Origin of the sequence: Methylobacter sp. sgz302048 (assembly GCF_052162025.1) — a bacterium.
In the GTDB taxonomy this organism is placed as follows: Bacteria; Pseudomonadota; Gammaproteobacteria; order Methylococcales; family Methylomonadaceae; genus Methylobacter.
The window spans coordinates 684,204-702,043 of the sequence record NZ_CP197401.1 but is presented as its reverse complement, the minus strand read 5'-3'; the positions used below and the strand labels follow the sequence as shown (position 1 = coordinate 702,043).

General features: G+C 51.8%; 13 protein-coding genes. 11 read left to right on the top strand and 2 right to left on the bottom strand.

Features of this window, described 5'->3' with window-relative positions; all coding sequences use genetic code 11:
* Positions 1-83: 83 nt before the first annotated feature.
* The 6 genes from glnA (at position 84) to ACTNE6_RS03480 (ending at position 7,487) form a co-directional block, all read left to right on the top strand.
* Positions 84-1,493 carry a glutamate--ammonia ligase gene (glnA, locus tag ACTNE6_RS03505; RefSeq protein WP_442498614.1) on the top strand — a complete coding sequence of 470 codons (1,410 nt, stop codon included), beginning with the start codon at positions 84-86 and terminating at the stop codon, positions 1,491-1,493.
* A 238-nt stretch (positions 1,494-1,731) separates the two neighbouring features.
* Complete coding sequence (gene glnL / locus ACTNE6_RS03500; protein ID WP_442498613.1) at positions 1,732-2,778, top strand: nitrogen regulation protein NR(II); 1,047 nt, start codon at positions 1,732-1,734, stop codon at positions 2,776-2,778.
* Positions 2,771-4,192, top strand: coding sequence for a nitrogen regulation protein NR(I) (gene ntrC / locus ACTNE6_RS03495; protein ID WP_442498612.1), 1,422 nt, complete (start codon positions 2,771-2,773; stop codon positions 4,190-4,192). Before glnL ends, ntrC begins: the two co-directional genes overlap by 8 nt.
* Positions 4,193-4,803: 611 nt before the next feature.
* A complete protein-coding gene (locus ACTNE6_RS03490; protein ID WP_442498611.1) occupies positions 4,804-6,345 on the top strand; it encodes a cytochrome-c peroxidase in 1,542 nt (513 codons plus the stop codon).
* A gap of 193 nt (positions 6,346-6,538) precedes the next feature.
* Entirely contained in the window at positions 6,539-6,904 is a 366-nt protein-coding gene (locus tag ACTNE6_RS03485) for a helix-turn-helix domain-containing protein (RefSeq protein ID WP_442496983.1), read from the top strand.
* A complete protein-coding gene (locus ACTNE6_RS03480) occupies positions 6,843-7,487 on the top strand; it encodes an IS630 family transposase (RefSeq protein ID WP_442496982.1) in 645 nt (214 codons plus the stop codon). The genes ACTNE6_RS03485 and ACTNE6_RS03480 overlap by 62 nt, the downstream gene beginning before the upstream one ends.
* A gap of 44 nt (positions 7,488-7,531) precedes the next feature.
* On the opposite strand, the gene ACTNE6_RS03475 is transcribed toward ACTNE6_RS03480, so the two are convergent.
* Positions 7,532-8,818, bottom strand: coding sequence for a TolC family protein (locus tag ACTNE6_RS03475; protein WP_442498610.1), 1,287 nt, complete (start codon positions 8,816-8,818; stop codon positions 7,532-7,534).
* Positions 8,805-9,419, bottom strand: a complete 615-nt coding sequence (locus ACTNE6_RS03470; protein WP_442498609.1) for a TetR/AcrR family transcriptional regulator — start codon at positions 9,417-9,419, stop codon at positions 8,805-8,807. The genes ACTNE6_RS03475 and ACTNE6_RS03470 overlap by 14 nt, the downstream gene beginning before the upstream one ends.
* 75 nt (positions 9,420-9,494) lie before the next feature.
* On the opposite strand from ACTNE6_RS03470, the gene ACTNE6_RS03465 reads away from it, so the two are divergent.
* The 5 genes from ACTNE6_RS03465 (at position 9,495) to ACTNE6_RS03445 (ending at position 17,834) form a co-directional block, all read left to right on the top strand.
* Positions 9,495-10,511 carry an HlyD family secretion protein gene (locus tag ACTNE6_RS03465; protein ID WP_442498608.1) on the top strand — a complete coding sequence of 339 codons (1,017 nt, stop codon included), beginning with the start codon at positions 9,495-9,497 and terminating at the stop codon, positions 10,509-10,511.
* 3 nt (positions 10,512-10,514) lie between these two features.
* Complete coding sequence (locus ACTNE6_RS03460; protein ID WP_442498607.1) at positions 10,515-12,128, top strand: DHA2 family efflux MFS transporter permease subunit; 1,614 nt, start codon at positions 10,515-10,517, stop codon at positions 12,126-12,128.
* 51 nt (positions 12,129-12,179) lie between these two features.
* Complete coding sequence (gene pdxA, locus ACTNE6_RS03455) at positions 12,180-13,178, top strand: 4-hydroxythreonine-4-phosphate dehydrogenase PdxA (RefSeq protein ID WP_442498606.1); 999 nt, start codon at positions 12,180-12,182, stop codon at positions 13,176-13,178.
* Position 13,179: 1 nt separating this feature from the next.
* Positions 13,180-13,968 (top strand): 16S rRNA (adenine(1518)-N(6)/adenine(1519)-N(6))-dimethyltransferase RsmA, encoded by a 789-nt coding sequence (gene rsmA / locus ACTNE6_RS03450; RefSeq protein ID WP_442498605.1) that lies wholly within the window; start codon positions 13,180-13,182, stop codon positions 13,966-13,968.
* Positions 13,969-14,837: 869 nt separating this feature from the next.
* Entirely contained in the window at positions 14,838-17,834 is a 2,997-nt protein-coding gene (locus ACTNE6_RS03445) for a chemotaxis protein CheB (protein ID WP_442498604.1), read from the top strand.
* The last annotated feature ends 6 nt before the right edge of the window (positions 17,835-17,840 follow it).

The window sequence follows — 17,840 nt, the reverse complement described above, 5'->3', positions numbered from 1 at the left end:
TGGCTAAGCTATAAAAAAAAAGGTATGTTATACCGTTTGCCTTTTATAATAATCCGTTCAAGACCATCCAGGAGACAAAGTAAATGTCTGTAGAAAAAGTACTTAAAATGATCAAAGAAAACGACGTGAAATTCGTCGATTTTCGTTTTTGTGACACACGCGGCAAAGAGCAGCATGTCACATTCCCTGCTCATACTATTGATGAAGATACCTTTGAAGAAGGGAACATGTTCGACGGTTCGTCAGTTGCCGGCTGGAAAGGCATCAATGAATCCGACATGATCCTGATGCCCGATCCAACTACTGCGGTCATGGATCCGTTCTTTGATGACAACACGCTGATCCTGCGTTGCGACATCATCGAGCCAAGCAACATGCAAGGTTACGAGCGCGACCCTCGCTCTATCGCCAAACGTGCGGAAGCCTACCTGCAATCAACCGGCATCGCCGATACCGCTTTCTTCGGTCCTGAAAACGAATTTTTCATTTTCGATGACGTCCGCTGGAACGCCGACATGAGCGGCTCTTTCTTTAAAATCGATTCACAGGAAGCCGGCTGGAACTCGGAAAAAGTCTATGAAGACGGCAACATCGGTCACCGTCCAGGCGTTAAAGGCGGTTACTTCCCTGTGCCACCGGTTGATTCATTCCAGGACATGCGTTCTGCAATGTGCCTGACGCTGGAAGAAATGGGCATGCAGACTGAAGTTCACCACCACGAAGTGGCAACAGCGGGCCAATGCGAAATCGGCGTAAAATTCAATACGCTGGTTAAAAAAGCCGACGAAGTACTGCAACTGAAATATGTTATCTCGAACATCGCGCATGCTTATGGCAAAACGGTCACTTTCATGCCTAAACCCCTGGTTGGCGACAACGGCAGCGGCATGCATGTACACCAATCCTTGTCTAAAGGCGGCGTAAACCTGTTCTCAGGCGACTTATACGGCGGCCTGTCTGAAACAGCCCTGTACTACATCGGCGGTATCATTAAACACGCAAAAGCCCTGAACGCCTTCACAAACGCGTCAACCAACAGCTACAAACGCCTGGTTCCAGGCTTTGAAGCGCCTGTTATGCTGGCTTATTCCGCGCGTAACCGTTCTGCTTCCATCCGTATTCCTTACGTACAAAACCCTAAAGGTCGTCGTATCGAAGTACGCTTCCCTGACTCAACCGCAAACCCATACTTGGCATTCTCAGCAATGATGATGGCTGGTCTGGACGGCATTCAGAACAAGATCCATCCTGGCGATGCCATGGATAAAGACCTGTACGACCTGCCGCCGGAAGAAGAGAAAGAAATCCCGCAAGTCTGTCACGCCTTTGACCAAGCTTTGGATGCTCTGGACAAAGACCGTGAATTCCTGACCCGCGGCGGCGTATTTACTAACGATGTGATTGACGGCTACATTGAACTAAAAATGCAAGAAGTCACTCGTCTGCGTATGAGCACGCATCCTGTAGAATTTGATATGTACTACAGTTTGTAAGCCCAGCGAAGCGATCAACTGATCCGCTTTATAAAGCCTACACAAAAACGCCCCATTTTGGGGCGTTTTTCGTTTCAGCGATTTGCATTGCCGTTCCGGCGTTTTATCATAGCGACAAAGCAGCCCCGCCTGTTCACTGAAACTGCTTCTCCAAAAACTGTTTAAACACAACCCAAGCGACATGGTCTGATAATTGCTTGGATTAAAGCACAGCATCAATACAGCCCCTAGAGGAACCGTGTATAAACGCATACTTGAACATCTTAACGAAGCCATTTTGCTGTTTGATCATGAGTTGAAGCTCACCTACATCAATACAGCAGGCGAAATATTGTTAGCCGACAGTGCGCGTCATTTGATAGGCCTTACTGCTCAGGATTTGTTCAGGTCTTCCGATCCGGCTCTGCTCCTGAACCTGCAGCAATGTCTGACGATGGAGGAACCGCTGTTCGATCGCGAGCTGACCCTGGACCGCATGGCGCAGACTGTCACGATCAACTTCAGCGCCACGCCGCTCATCAAGGAGCAGCAACTGGAGGAAGTCCTGGTAGAACTGCAACAGGTCGACACCCACCTGCGCATATCGAAAGAAGAACAGCAACTGCATCAGCAAAACACAGCCCGACTGCTGGTCAGAGGGCTGGCCCATGAAATCAAGAACCCGTTGGGCGGCCTGCGCGGCGCGGCGCAACTGCTGGACCTGGAGCTGCACGAGCCGGAGCTCAAGGAATACACGCATATCATCATCGCCGAATCGGACCGGCTGCAGGGACTCATGGATAAAATGCTGGGCCCCAACAAGTTGCCTGATAAAAAAGCCTTGAACATTCATGAAGTACTGGAGCGCGTCAGGCAGCTCGTGCAAGCCGAGTCCGCCGGCCTCAAGGTCAAGCATGACTATGACCCCAGCATCCCCGAGATTCAGGCCGACAGGGACCAACTTATCCAGGCCATCCTGAATATCGCCCGGAACGCCGCACAGGCTATGGAAGGCAAAGGTGAAATCATGATCAAAACGCGCATACACCGGCAGATGACCATAGGCCGGAAGCGCTACAAACTGGCCGTCAAAATCGACATTATCGACTACGGCCCCGGCATAGACGCCGACCTGCTGAACCAGATCTTTTATCCGATGATTACGGGACGCGCGGAAGGCACCGGGCTGGGTTTATCGATAGCGCAATCCCTGATCAATCAGCATAACGGCCTGATCGAATGCAGCAGCGAACCGGGCCATACTGTGTTTTCGATCTTTTTACCCGTGGAGCCCGGCCATGAATAATCTTGACACCGTCTGGATCGTCGATGACGACAAATCCATACGCTGGGTTCTTGAAAAAGCGTTTGAAAAAGCCGCCATCATGACGCGCAGCTTTTCCAGCGCGCAAGAATTGCTGGAGACCTTGCAGCATGAATCGCCTGATGCCTTATTGACCGACGTCCGCATGCCCGGCATGGATGGCTTGAAATTGCTCGATAAAATCCAGCACAGCCATCCTGACCTGCCGGTTATCGTCATGACCGCGCACTCCGATCTTGAAAGCGCGGTCTCGGCATTTCACGGCGGCGCCTTCGAGTATCTGCCCAAGCCCTTCGATATCAAGGAAGTTGTCGATCTCGCGCATCGCGCCTGTGTGCATAGCCGCCAGCAGCGGGAACGGGCACGCGGCCATGAAGAAACCGCCCTGATCGAAACTCCGCCAGAAATCATCGGCGAGGCGCCGGCCATGCAGGAAGTCTTCCGCGCCATCGGCCGGCTGGCCCGCTCCCATATCACCGTGCTGATCAATGGCGAATCGGGCACCGGCAAGGAACTGGTTGCCAAAGCCCTGCACCGGCACAGCCCGAGAGCCCAGAAACCGTTTATCGCCTTGAATATGGCCGCCATCCCGAAAGACCTGATGGAATCGGAACTGTTCGGTCATGAAAAAGGTTCGTTTACCGGTGCGCAAGCCCGGCGGGCCGGACGCTTCGAACAGGCCAACGGCGGCACGCTGTTTCTGGACGAAATAGGCGACATGCCTGCCGAACTGCAAACGCGCCTGCTGCGCGTACTGGCCGATGGCGAGTTCTATCCGGTCGGCTCTCACTCATCTGTAAGAGTCGATGTACGCATCATTGCCGCCACGCACCAGAATCTGGAAGCGCTGGTCAATGAAGGCCGTTTCCGCGAAGATTTGTTCCATAGGTTAAATGTCATCCGTATCCATATTCCGCCATTGCGCGACAGGAAGCAGGACATCCCATTGCTGCTGCGCCATTTTCTGAGCCAGGCTGCGCTTGAGCTGAACACTGAAATCAAAACGTTAAAACCTGAAGCCGAGGCTTTCCTGAGCTCGCTGGAATGGCCCGGCAACGTCCGGCAACTGGAAAACTGCTGCCGCTGGATGACGGTCATGGCATCGGGCCGCGAAATCCATATCCATGACCTGCCGCCCGAACTGCTGCATATTCAATCGGAGAAAGACACCACAAGCAGCGATTGGCAGTCGTTGTTAAGAACCTCGATAGATCAACAGCTGCTGGCCAAAAAGCCTGAAATCGCCAAACATATCATTCCGGCCGTTGAAACGCTGCTGATTAAAGCCGCATTAGACTATACGCACGGCAAGCGCCACGAAGCGGCGATTATGCTCGGCTATGGGCGCAATACCCTGACGCGGAAAATAAAGGAACTGGGTATAGAGGATGAATAACATCCGCTGTGAAAATAGCGGGATGATGACGCGCAAAGCCGTTATATCTCAGTATTTCACCGCTCTTTTGTACACCGGCGCCCTTTGTTTTATCCGAGGATTTGAAAAATGAGGATTGTAGAGCAGATTAGATGCTCAAACACTATGCCATCAGCCTAATGAGGCGGACAATGCCCCCTAGTGAAACACCACTAGGGAAAGCCCGCAGTACCGCTTTGAAAAATCACCGGCATTTTGCCTCAGGCTCCCTGTAGATCCGCTGACTTAGCCATAGCAAACCGTAAAGCGTATACCGTTCCTTGTCAATTCTCCCTTGGTTGTGCATTCCGATTCAAATGGCTGAGGCCCCGTTACCCGCTGCCCCAAGCAGAACCTAGGTATTCTCAACAGTTGTTTTTTCAATCCCTTAAGCGTAGCTTAATAACGAGGAGGTTGGGTTACCTGAGTAGGCATTGTTCAGATGAAATGCTTAAAAATTTTAAATTCAGCCTCCTGCACGTTTCAACATACAGCTTTTCCTTTTTTGATCGCCTCATTCTTGCCTTCTACCGACAGGTAAAAGGCAAAATGTGGAAGTCCTCAAATTCAGCATTAAAATTAGAGGTAACGATATGATTATTAAGGCAAGCCAAACCTTGATCGCCACACCGGCTGCAGCCATTCCACTACTCCTCTCTTTCAGCACGACTGCAGCCGCGCTCACACCTTTAGAACAACTGGGCAAGAATGTATTTTTCGACAAGATATCCAATCCCGGCACGCTGGCCTGCGCCTCATGCCATGATCCGGCAGTAGGCTGGGTCTTGCCGGATTCTAACATTAATAACACTATAGTGGTGGCGCCAGGCGCAGCACCCCAGGCGCTAGGCGTCATCAAACCACCGAGCAACGCTTATGCAATATTTTCTCCGCCTTTTAGTTTCCAACGCCTTGATAATTTTGAAGCCATAACAGAACCTGCACAAGTGGAAGCGCTGATAGGCAGAAACTTCCAGGGTGGAAGTACCTGGAACGGTTTCGCCGAAGGCTTCGGAAAAACATCCCCATCGGCCAGCCCTATTGGGGACGGCGGGGCCAGCGCTACGGTTACAGTGGATGACATCCCGCCGGCAAAGCAGGCCGAGTATGCAAAATTTCTTGGCCCTTTGGCAGATCAAGCCCTGAATCCCTTTACGAGTATTATTGAGCATAACATCAGCAAAGAGGGAGTTTGTGAGGCAATCCGAACGGCTGCATACAAAGATTTGTACAATGCCGCTTATGATGAAGCTATAGACTGTGCCGGAGGGCTTGAGACTAGTTTCAAGCGAATTGCACTGGCGCTCGCAGCCTGGGAGGCTTCGGACGAAGTCAACCAGTTCAGTTCCAGGCGCGACCAGGCGCTCGCAACCGATGCCGACAAAAAGTTCCCGCTGGACGGCTTTACCGCTCAGGAAAACCTGGGACACGATCTGTTCTATGGCCGCAACGATTCAGGCCAAAACCCTGAGGGTAAAAGCGCTGGCTGCTCTGAATGTCACAACAGCGGCGCTGCCGATTCCGATGGTACGGAGCCGGACCAGCTTTACACCGACAACCGCTATCACCATACTGGCCTGCCTTTTAATCCTGAAATCCCCGGAGTGGGAAAAGGGGTTATAACGGGTTTGACCGCACACATAAGTACTGCCAGACCGGAGCTCATTGGTCAATCGGCTCTCATTTCCGTCCCGCCGGGACCTAACAGAGCCCCAACGTTGCGCAATGTAGCCGCCCCGGACGGGTTTATAAAAGCCTATGGTCACAACGGCTATTTCAAGAGCCTGGAGCAGATCGTTCACTTCTACAACACGTCCTTGGTCTTCAAAGCGGGCTGTGCCAGCATCAGCATCTTTTCCTCCTCGACGCCAGTCTGCACGGATGACCCCAACGCCACGCCCGACCCGAATAGCACAGCCGCAACGTGGCCCGGAGGTCCGATCACCCGTTGCCCGGGCGACATGAAGGCCAGCGAGGCGATTGCGGCTAACTGCTGGCCGGAACCCGAGTTCCCGAATGCCACGACTCAAAGTATTAGTGTGATAGGAAATCTGCACCTAACTCAAGCTGAGGAGGAAGCGGTCGTGCAGTTCGTCAGAACTTTCACAGACCAAAATCCAGTCACGAGGCCATAGACTTTAGTTGACCGGAAACTGATAAGGTAGTCGAGCGCTCACGGCACGCAATAAGGCGCCGTGAGCTGACATATTGAGTTCATTTAGGACAGCACTATCCGGCAAATGAAACCTGGAAGTAGAGCATTTATCTGTTACCTAAGATCAAGCCGTATTGCTAAAATGGGGCTTCATTGAATGAGAATGACCGAAGATGCCCAAACCTTACTCAGAAGACTTGCGCTTGCGTGTCGCGAAGGCTGTTGACAGCGGCAAAACGACACGCGAAGTCAGCGCGCACTATCAAGTCAGCCCCTCCTTTGTCTCCAGAGTGCATCAACTCTGGAAAAACACCGGCGGCGTTCAGAGCAAGCCGATCGGTGGTTACAGACGGGCCCTGTTGGAACCCTATGCAGCCGCCATCAAGGAACAGTTGGCGAACAGCCCATCGATGACCTTGAAGGAACTGCAGGATTGGCTGGAAACTGAACAAGCCCTGAGTGTATCGATTTCGGCCATTGATAAGTTTATCCGGCACAAACTGGGCTATCGCTATAAAAAAAACGGTCGTTGCCAGTGAACAGCAGCGCGAGGATGTCGCCAGGGCTCGCGAGCAATGGCAAGCCTGGCAGCAAACCTGCGATCTGTCGAAGTTGGTGTTTCTGGACGAAACAGGGCTATCTACCAACATGATCCGTCGTTATGGACGGGCCTTGGGTGGTGCTCGCTGCCGGGATGCTGCCCCAGCTGGTCACTGGCAAACGCTGACTTTTATTGCCGGCTTGCGTGCCGACAAACTCACGGCACCCTGGTGTGTGGATCAAGCCATGACGGGCGAAGCCTTCAAGGAATACCTGCGTTCGCAGCTGGCGCCAACTTTGAAACCCGGTGATATTGTTATTTGTGACAACCTGCCTGCGCATAAGGTGGCGGAAGTCCGGGATATTGTTGAAGCACACGGGGCGACGATCAAATACCTGCCGCCTTACAGCCCTGATCTGAATCCGATCGAGCAGGTTTTCGCCAAGCTGAAGGCGCTTTTGCGCAAGGCAGCGGCACGAACTTATGACAATCTCTGGCGCACTGTCGGCCAATTAATGGAGCGGTTTCATCCCGACGAATGCCTGAACTTCTTCAGGCATTCAGGCTATGTTTCTGACTAAAAAATAAATGCTCTAGCTGGAGTATTTCAAAGTGCCGATTACTTTTACAATACCCCTACCGCACGCCGCAGGCGCAGAGCAGCCTGTGCAGCATCGTAATTGGCATTGTTGAAATTGTCATGTGAAGTGGTGCGCAGATCTTCGGCTTTCAATACATCGGTATTGGTCGACAGGCCCTGCTGATAGCTATCGGTGGTCACTCTCATGTTTTCTTCAGCCTGCTCGATGGCTTGTTGGGTCACGGCGACGCGTTTTTGGGCTTCCTGATAGTCCAGCCAGGCCTGGCGTACTTGCAGGCCGATAGCGCTGGTCAAGTCGTCGCGCTGTTCCTTCAGGGAGATGGCCTGCCGGCTGATGGCATCGCTCTGGTGGCGCGTGCTGCCGTCGAACATTTTCCATTTGACACCGGCATTGACCAGCCACATGCTTTCAGCCGCCTGATAGCGGTTTTCCTGATACTGATAGCCGCCGTTGATGGCAACCTGCGGCAACACGCCGGCCTTGACGCTCTGTGCCTGTTGTTCCAGAGATTCGATTTGCCGCGTCAGCACAGCCAGCTCGGAACGCTGCTTCAAAGCATCATTATTCAGCGCTTTCAGGTCTTCCTTGGGCATTTCCGGAAATTGTTTTACCAGCTTGACCTCATCTTCAAGATTGCGGTCCAGCAAACGGTTGTAGCCGGCCTTGGCGATATCGAGCCGGTTGCCGGCCTGCACGACCTGCTGCTCCGCATTGACCAGTTCCACGTTCGCCGCCAGCACGTCATTGCGGGCCACCATGCCTTGATCGAACAGATTATTGACATCGATAACATGCGCTTTCAGACTGTCAACATGGCTTTTTGCGACTTGCAGCGAGCTTTCGGCGCGCAATACCGCGATATAAGCCTCGGCCACCTGCATTTTTATATCCAGCTGGGCCGTGGTTTCATTGTGCTGCGCGGCCTGAAGGGATGCCTCGGCGGCATTGATGTCGTGACTGATGCGGCCGCCGGTATAAATGGGCAGCGTCGCGATGGCCTGCGCATCCATATTGCCCGGCTGCTGGGTATTGAACTGGGCCGTTCTGCCGTCTATTTGCGTCACGGCACCCGGCGTTTCACTGCGCTGGGTATAACCGCTGCTGACATTAAGTTCCGGCAGCCGCTGTCCCTTCGCTGAATTCAACTGCTCTTCGGCTGCCGATGTATCGATTTTGGCAGCCTTGATCTGATGGTTATTATCAATGGCGCTGTTCCAGGCCTCTTCCAGCGTTTCGGCCGATACGGCAGGCGCAGTGGTCACCAAAACACTGATTAGGCTGGCACACAGAGGTTTATTATTGGTCAGCATGCAAAATGCCCTGCAGATAAAAAGGAATGACTTCATTGATCACACGGTTTTTTTCGTCGCCCAAAGGCAACGGCCTGATTCCCAGCAAGCAAGGAAAATACAAGTCGCCTTTCAGCAAGTTGAAAAAGGCATTCGCCGCAAACGCCGGATCAGCAATGCTAAAGCGGCCGTCGTCATTCAGCCGGCGCAGATAATTTTCCAGCCCGGTCAAGGCCGGCAATGCGCCGCTTTCATAAACCAATTGCCCCAGTTCGGGAAAATCGCGGCTTTCGGTAATGAAAAGCCGGTAGCCGGCCATCCCGTCTTCCGAAAAAAACAGATCCATAAACGACGCGGCGATTTTTTTCAGGTTCTTTTCGACATCATCCGAGTCGATTACAGCCTCGCTCATGGTTTGCAGCAAAGAAGCGCATAGATTTGAAACGACAGCGGCCAGCAGCGCATTCTTACTGTCAAAATGATTGTACAGCGTGGCTTTGGAAACAGGCGCGGCCTGTGCAATTTTATCCATGCTGACATTCCGGTAGCCATGCGCCAGAAACATGCGTGTGGCCGCCTCAATAATGGCTTGCCGCTTGGGATCAATGGATTTTGAAATCATCGAAAGAAAACTATTTTGATAAATAAAACGGATGAGCTAGACTAAACTAAACCGTTTAGTTTATCAAGGTAGTTTATGCAACGCTCCCGATCCATTTTATTAGGCTTACTGTTTATTGTTGTCATCGTCGCCGCGGTCGGCTATTGGCTGCTTGACCGCCGTCAGTATGAAGCCACCGACAATGCCTATTTGAGATCCAATATCGTGCTGATCAGTCCCAAGGTAGAGGGCTATGTGACGGAACTGGCCATCGATGACAATCAGGCCGTCAAACAGGGCGATGTGCTGGTTACGATAGACGACCGCGATTACCAAGCCAAAGTCGCTCAGGCCGAAGCGGACATTGCGGCCGAAATGGCGCATATCGACCGCCTGCGGGCCATGAAGACATCACAGCATGCCCGCATAGAGGCCGTCAGGGCCAACATAACCGCATCGCAAGCGAAGCAGGAACAAACCCAGAAGGATTTATACCGCTTTACCAATCTGATCAACCGAGGCTCGGCCCCTGCCCAGTCGCTCGACAAGATCCAGTCGGAATCCAAGCAAACCGGCGCCGAACTCAAAGCCACGCATTCGACGCTGACGGCGGAACGCAATCAGCTGACTACGTTCGATATTGAAATCGCCGAAACCGAGGCGCGCCTGAAAAATATCCAGGCCCGATTGACGCTGGCCCAAATAGAACTCGACCATACCAAAGTACGCGCACCGGCCGACGGCATCATCGGCAAGCGCGGCGTGCAGCGCGGGCAACTGGTCCGTCCGGGCATTACGCTGGCCTACCTGATAGAAAATCATAAAATCTGGGTCGAAGCCAATTTCAAGGAAACCCAGCTGGAACACATGCGCGTGGGACAAGCCGTGTCGATTAAGGTGGATGCCTATCCCGGACTTGAGCTGCACGGCAAAGTCGACAGTTTTGCGCCGGCCAGCGGCTCCGAATTCAGCATCCTGCCGCCCGAAAACGCTACCGGCAATTTCACGAAAATCGTACGCCGCGTACCGGTCAAGATTGTCTTCGATGCCGGCCAGGACATCAGCCTGCTGAAACCGGGCCTATCCGCCGAAGCCAAGGTTAAAGTCCTGTAGCTTATGTCAGCGCAATTACAAGAGCAGCAGGAATTACCAAACCAGCCGGAGGAAGCACAAAGCCGGATTGAAGAAGCCGGACTGACCACGACGCAGTGGATCGGCTTTTTCAGCATGGCGGTCGGCGTTTTCATGGCGGTGCTGGACATTCAGATCGTCGCCAGCTCGCTCAAGGAAATACAGGCCGGGCTGTCCGCCACGCAGGATGAAATCGCCTGGGTGCAGACCTCCTATCTGATCGCCGAAGTCATCATCATTCCCCTGTCCGGCTGGCTGGGACGGGTCTTTTCGACGCGCTACCTGTATGCCATCTCGGCCGGCGGGTTCACATTGGCCAGCCTGTTCTGCGCGTTCGCCTGGAACCTGCCGTCCATGGTCATCTTCCGCCTGATACAGGGCTTTCTGGGCGGCGCGATGATTCCGGTCACCTTCACGGTCATCTTCATCCTGTTCCCGCCGCGCCTGCAGCCGACCATGACCATCGTACTGGGTCTGATCGTCACGATCGCACCGACCGCCGGCCCGATTCTGGGCGGCTATCTGACCGAAACCTACAGCTGGCAATCGCTGTTTCTGGTCAACGTGGTGCCCGGCATTTTGGTCTGCATACTGGTCTGGCTGACTGTCGATATCGACCGGCCGGAATGGCATCTGCTGCAGAAAATCGACTTCATCGGCATCGCCCTGATCGCGGTTTGCCTGGGCTGCATGCAATATGTGCTGGAAGAAGGCGTGCGCTACCAGTGGTTTGAGGATCGCCTGATCATGACGCTGACCCTGATCGCGGCGGTCAGCGGCATCGCCATGCTGATCTGGGAATTAAAAAACCCGCATCCGATCATCGATCTGCGCGCCTTCCGCAATGTCAATTTTGCCGTCGGCTGCCTGTACAGCTTCGTGCTGGGCATCGGGCTTTTTTCGATCATTTATTTGGTGCCGATTTACCTGGGCAGCGTCAAAGGCCTCAACAGCCTGCAGATCGGCTATTACCTGATGGTGGTCGGCCTGTTCCAACTGCTGTCGGCGTTCATCGCAGGCCCCTTGGAGAAGAAAATGGATTTGCGCTGGATGCTGTGCCTGGGCTTTGGCCTGTTTGCGCTGGGCTGCTGGCTGAACGCCGGGCTGACGGCCGAATCGGGCTATTGGGAATTCTTCTGGCCGCAGGCTATTCGCGGCACCGCGCTGATGCTGTGCTTTCTGCCCATCAATACGCTGGCGTTAGGCCTGCTGCCGGTCGAAGAAGTCAAAAACGCCAGCGGCCTTTATAACCTGATGCGAAACCTGGGCGGCGCGATCGGGCTGGCCGTGGCCAATACGCTGGTCAGCTATCTGACGAAGAGCCATTACGCGGACTTGCGCGAATCGATGACAGCCACCAACTATCCGGCGCAGCAGTTGTGGGAAGGGCTCGCCGAATCGATGGGCCAATTTAACTTATCCGAGCCCTCCTCGGCGGCACTGAAACAGATTACCGCATTGGCCATGCGTGAAGCGGAAGTCATGACCTTCAACAATCTGTTTCAGCTCATTGCTTTGATTTTTCTGGGCTCGCTGCTCATTGCGCCGTTTCTGAAAAAAGTGGACCAAGAAAAAGCCGCTTCGATTCAGATGGAATAATCCGCTTAATTCTTTATACTGTAAAAACCATTCATTTTTACCTGGAGCATCATGACCGCCAGCTCATCCCTACAACGTCTCGCCTTGACGCCGGGCGAACCCGCCGGCATCGGCCCCGATCTCTGCGTTCAGTTGGCCCAGCAGGATTTGCCGTGTGAAATCGTCGCCATCGCCAGCCCGGATTTATTGGAGCAACGTGCCCAGCAATTAGGCCTGAAAATCAGTATAAAAACCTTTGACAGCACACTGCCGCCCAGCCCCCAGCAGGCCGGCAGCCTGACCGTGCTGCCCGTTGAACTGGCGGAACCGGCCCAGTGCGGCCGCTTAAACCCGGCCAACAGCCGCTACGTCCTGAAAACGATCACGAAAGCGACCAAAGGCTGCATGGAGGGTTTATTCGATGCGCTGGTGACGGGTCCCGTGCACAAAGGCATCATCAATGACGCCGGTTTCACGTTCAGCGGCCATACCGAATACATTGCCGACATGACCGGCGGGCATCCGGTCATGATGCTGGCCACGCCCGGCCTGCGCGTGGCGCTGGTCACGACCCACCTGCCCTTGTCGGAAGTCAGCGCGGCCATCACTCATTCGCGGTTAAGGGCCGTGCTGTGCATACTGGATCAGGACCTGCGCTCGCGCTTCAAGCTGGACAATCCCCGCATCCTGGTCTGCGGCCTGAATCCTCACGCCGGCGAGAGCGGCCACCTCGGCCGCGAGGAAATCGAAGTCATTGAGCCGGTGCTCGACAGCCTGCGCAAACAGGGCCTGAATCTGCAAGGCCCGCTGCCGGCCGATACGCTGTTCACGCCGAAATATCTGGCATCGGCCGATGCCGTATTGGCGATGTACCACGATCAGGGACTGCCCGTGCTCAAGCACATGGGCTTCGGGCAAGCCGTCAACATCACGCTGGGCCTGCCGATCATCCGCACCTCGGTGGACCACGGCACGGCCCTGGATCTGGCCGGCACCGGCAAAGCCGAAATCGGCAGCCTGCTCAGCGCCATCCAAACCGCATTACTCATGGCAACCAACACGACCCGATAACATGGCCCATATACCACGCAAACGCTTCGGTCAGAACTTTCTGCACGATTACCGGATTATTTACGACATTATTTCCAGCCTGCAGGCTCGGCCCGGCGACCATTGGGTCGAAATCGGCCCGGGCCAGGGCGCACTGACCGAACCGCTGCTGAAAGAGGGCGTGCACCTTGATGTGGTCGAACTCGACAGGGACCTGGTCGCGCTGCTCAGGGAAAAATTCAAGCAGCGCGACAACTTGCGCATCCACAGCGCCGACGCCCTGACATTCGATTTCGCGACGCTGGCCGACGACAGCCGGAAACTGCGCGTCGTCGGCAACCTGCCCTACAACATCTCCACACCGCTGATGTTCCATCTGCTGGATAATGCATCCTGCATACAGGACATGCATTTCATGCTGCAGAAGGAAGTCGTCGACCGGATTTGCGCCGCGCCCGGCAGCAAGAAATACGGCAGGCTCAGCGTCATGATGCAGTATCACTGCGCAACCGAACTTTTATTTGATGTCCCGCCCGAAAGCTTCGATCCGCCGCCCCAGGTCATGTCGGCGATCGTGCGCTTGATTCCGCATCAGCAGCCGCCTGTCGAAGTGCATGATGTCGCCAAACTCAACAAAGTCGTCACGCAAGCCTTTTCGCAACGGCGCAAGACGCTGCGCAATTCCCTGAAAACACTTATTGCCGAGGAAGATATAGAAGCCCTGAACATAGATCCGACGCTACGGGCCGAAATGATTTCGCTGAGCGATTTCGCCAAACTGAGCAATCTGTTGCAAAACGATGCTGCCTGAGCTGCGACAATCCGTCACGCGACAATCTGTCACATTCTAAAGAATATTATTTATTGCTAATATAATCTCAATTCTTGAGATGCACTCTCTTTTTAGAGACTTTAGAATTAATCCTCCTTTTAAATGCGACCTTAATGGTCGCATTTTTTTTGCCTGTCGTTTCAATTTCTTGTGAGAGCGACCGGACTTCTGCGATCCTGCTTCCGCCTATCACCGTGACGCGCACCTTTTCCTTTGCTTCAGAACTACCAAATCGCTGGGAATTTGCATTCAGATGTTTTCCAAACCCATTCCATGAGTCGCTTACAGGAATGCACTGGGTTGGATTAAATCTCCATAACGATCAATAATCTCTATTATGAGTGCGTATGAGTGCGGAGTCAGTAGAATCACCTATACTCATACTTTGGAAGACTGGTTATACTTGTCAGCCGTTATCGATTTTTATTATCAATAAATAATCACTGACCGAAGAATAAGCCAAAAAGGCAACAGTTAGGGAAGTTTATCCCTTGGATATAAAAGGTCATCTCAGAAAACTTCTTTCATAGCCTGCTCGCCATCAGCTCTAACAAACCAAAGCTGATAATGAGCAAGTTATATCCGAATAGTTCGAGATATTTTATAACCGCGAACGTCCTCGCGCCGTTGATGTCTAAAGGTCATTCATAGATTACAAAATGCGGTGAAAAGTAACTTAAATTTTGTGTCCGGATAGATATTGATATCTTTAAGATTAGGATGAACTTAGCCACGGCCTCCTCTAAAAAAATCAGTAACTGTTGGATTCGGTCTGAATTTACAAATTACTAAAAGTATCGAGATCGTGTTTATTTTTATTTTGCCCGGTAATTGAACCGCTTATATCAGTGAAAAAAAACTCGTCAGTTGACAAAACATTCCCCATTGTGGGTATAGGGGCTTCGGCAGGCGGCCTGGAAGCGCTGCAGGAGTTCTTCAGCGCCATGCCCCCCGATAAGGAATTCGCCTTTGTTGTAGTCGTGCATTTGGATCCCAACCACGTCAGTCTGTTGCCTGATTTATTGCAAAAACACACTTCGATCAAGGTCTACCAAATTTATGACGGCATGCAGGTTGAGCCGAATAAAATTTACGTCATCCCGCCCAATAAAAGCTTATCCATCCTCAACAAAAAATTGCATCTGTCGGAAATGGAATCTCCTCATTTTAGCCACTTACCCATCGATGTTTTCTTTCGTTCACTTGCTCAGGATCAGGGCGACAAGGCCATTGGTATCGTTCTATCGGGCACTGGTTCCGACGGCAGCCTTGGACTGACAGAAATAAAGGCGGCAAACGGGCTCGTGATAGTACAGGATGAGTCTTCCGCCCAATATAACGGCATGCCGAAAAGTGCCGTTAATACAGGCACTGCCGACTATATACTGCCGCCCGGCAAGATGCCGGCCCAGCTAATTCAATATACCCAATACCGGGGCGATATAAGCGACCGCCGTCTCAGTCAACATATAAATATTGACGGTCTTTTGCAAAAAATATTTTTTCTGATCCACAATCAGACTGGCCACGATTTCTCGATGTATAAAAAAAACACAATCTGCCGGCGCATCGAACGGCGCATGCAATTGCACCAAATTTCAAGTATGTCGGATTATGTCGTTTTTTTGCAAAAAAGCGAGCAAGAGATTGATATATTGGCCAATGAATTGTTCATCGGCGTGACCAGTTTTTTTAGAGATCCCGACGCCTATAATAATCTCCAGCACAAGATTTTACCGACATTTCTTAATCAAAAACCCAACAATTATACCCTGCGGGTCTGGGTTCCCGGATGCAGCACGGGAGAAGAAGCGTATTCGATCGCGATCATTATTCAAGAATGTCTGGATAACATAAAACAGCATATCAATGTTCAGATTTTCGGCACTGACATTAATGAACAGGCCATTGAAAAAGCCCGACGCGGACTTTACTTGCCCGGCATCGAGAACGTCGATGTCAGCCTTGAGCGTCTTAAACGTTTTTTTATCAAGGAAGACAATAACTACCGGATTAAAAAATCAATCCGGGAAATGGTGGTTTTCGCCCCTCAGAATATTATTAATGACCCGCCCTTTACCAAGCTGGATATTATCAGTTGCAGAAATCTATTGATTTATTTCAGATCGGAACTGCAAAGAAAAGTCCTGCAAACCTTTCATTACAGCTTAAAAGAAGATGGCATCATGTTCCTAGGACCTTCGGAAACAACCGGTCAATCCGATCATTTCTTTTCCGTATTGGACAAAAAGTGGAAAATTTTCCGTCGAATTAATGCGGCTGAGACTATTCCCAGATCCTTGCATCTTCTTGAACCGGCTCATCCGGTCATCACCGATGATATAAAAATGCCCAACGTCATTCAGAAAGCGGAAGAATTGAGCGTCATGCAGTTGGTTGAAGCCATTCTCAGGCATAGTACGGTGCCGCCATGCGCCATTATCGACGCCAAAAGCAACATCATCTATGTGCATGGCAGATTGGGCAAGTATTTAGAACCTGCGGAAGGCAAAATCAGCGTCAATATTGTCGATATGGCCCGCTTTGGATTAAAAACGGAATTGGCGGCAGGGATTCGCCAGGCGTTTCAGGCCAAGAAGAAAGTGCAGAAAAAGGTCTATGCCATCCAGCCGGATGGCAGCCAGATCAGCGTGGACATGGCGATTACCCCCATTCTGGAGTATTCGTCCATTCCCGGACTCGTTATGGTGACTTTCGAAGATGCGCCAACGGAAATCCTGATAAAAACGGCAAAATCAACCCCTTTACCGACAACGGCAGAAGAAATCGCGAAACTGCAACAGCAATTGGATTTCACTAAAGAAAGCCTGCAGACCACCATTGAAGAGCTGGAAACATCGAATGAAGAGCTCAAATCGACCAACGAAGAACTCCAGTCTACCAATGAGGAATTGCAAAGCACCAATGAAGAACTGGAAACGTCGAAGGAAGAATTGCAATCACTGAATGAAGAAGCCGTGACCGTCAATGCGGAACTGCAAAGCCGAATCGACGAATTACAGTCCGCTAATGACGACATGAAAAATCTGTTTGACAGCACCCAGATTGCCACGCTTTTTCTGGATACCAAATTCTGCATCCGTCGTTTTACACCCAAAGTAAAGGAACTCATTAATCTGGAAGCAAGCGATATCGGCCGCCCGGTTACTCATTTCTCCTCATCTTTACAAAATCCGAATTTAACAGGTCTTGCCAGCGAAGTGCTGAAAACCCTCGATAAGCATGAATCTGAAATCTGCGATGATAAAGGCCGTTGTTTTTATACCCGCATCCTGCCTTATCGGACCACCAATAATATCATTGATGGCATAATCATCACCTTTGAAGACATTACCGTTAGAAAAAAGACTGAACAAGCCCTAATAAATAATGAAAAACGCTATAAGCGCATGATCGATTTTAGTCCTGTTCCAATGTGGGAATACGATTTTTCCAAAGCTGACTTGACCTTGCATGCGCTTCGTGACCAAGGCGTAACCGATCTTGGCGAATACTTAAACAAGCATCCGCAGGAGCTGGAAGAACTGTTAAAAAAGGTACAGGTTTCCCATATCAATAATGCGGCCATGGTGTTATTTAAAGCGGATAGCAAGGAAAAGCTGGCATTAAGCATCCAGAAATTACTAACCCGGCGTTCAGTCCAGTCCTTTATAACGCAACTGCTAGCCATCTGGAACCGAAAAGACAAAATCAGCTTTGACTGCCATTGCGAAGACCAGCAGGGGAATCCATTGACTTTAAATCTGGAATGGGTAGCGCCTAGTGATGAGGGCCAATTAAATTACGGCAACGTGATTGTGGCGCTGGCGGCACGATTGCGTTAACAGAAA

Bases quoted from the DNA above. Each gene is read 5' to 3' on its own strand.
- ntrC (WP_442498612.1), top strand. From the start codon at position 2,771: ATGAATAATCTTGACACCGTCTGGATCGTCGATGACGACAAATCCATA.
- ACTNE6_RS03475 (WP_442498610.1), bottom strand. From the start codon at position 8,818: ATGCTGACCAATAATAAACCTCTGTGTGCCAGCCTAATCAGTGTTTTG.
- pdxA (WP_442498606.1), top strand. From the start codon at position 12,180: ATGACCGCCAGCTCATCCCTACAACGTCTCGCCTTGACGCCGGGCGAA.
- ACTNE6_RS03465 (WP_442498608.1), top strand. From the start codon at position 9,495: ATGCAACGCTCCCGATCCATTTTATTAGGCTTACTGTTTATTGTTGTC.
- ACTNE6_RS03460 (WP_442498607.1), top strand. From the start codon at position 10,515: ATGTCAGCGCAATTACAAGAGCAGCAGGAATTACCAAACCAGCCGGAG.
- glnA (WP_442498614.1), top strand. From the start codon at position 84: ATGTCTGTAGAAAAAGTACTTAAAATGATCAAAGAAAACGACGTGAAA.
- rsmA (WP_442498605.1), top strand. From the start codon at position 13,180: ATGGCCCATATACCACGCAAACGCTTCGGTCAGAACTTTCTGCACGAT.
- ACTNE6_RS03485 (WP_442496983.1), top strand. From the start codon at position 6,539: ATGCCCAAACCTTACTCAGAAGACTTGCGCTTGCGTGTCGCGAAGGCT.
- ACTNE6_RS03490 (WP_442498611.1), top strand. From the start codon at position 4,804: ATGATTATTAAGGCAAGCCAAACCTTGATCGCCACACCGGCTGCAGCC.
- ACTNE6_RS03470 (WP_442498609.1), bottom strand. From the start codon at position 9,419: ATGATTTCAAAATCCATTGATCCCAAGCGGCAAGCCATTATTGAGGCG.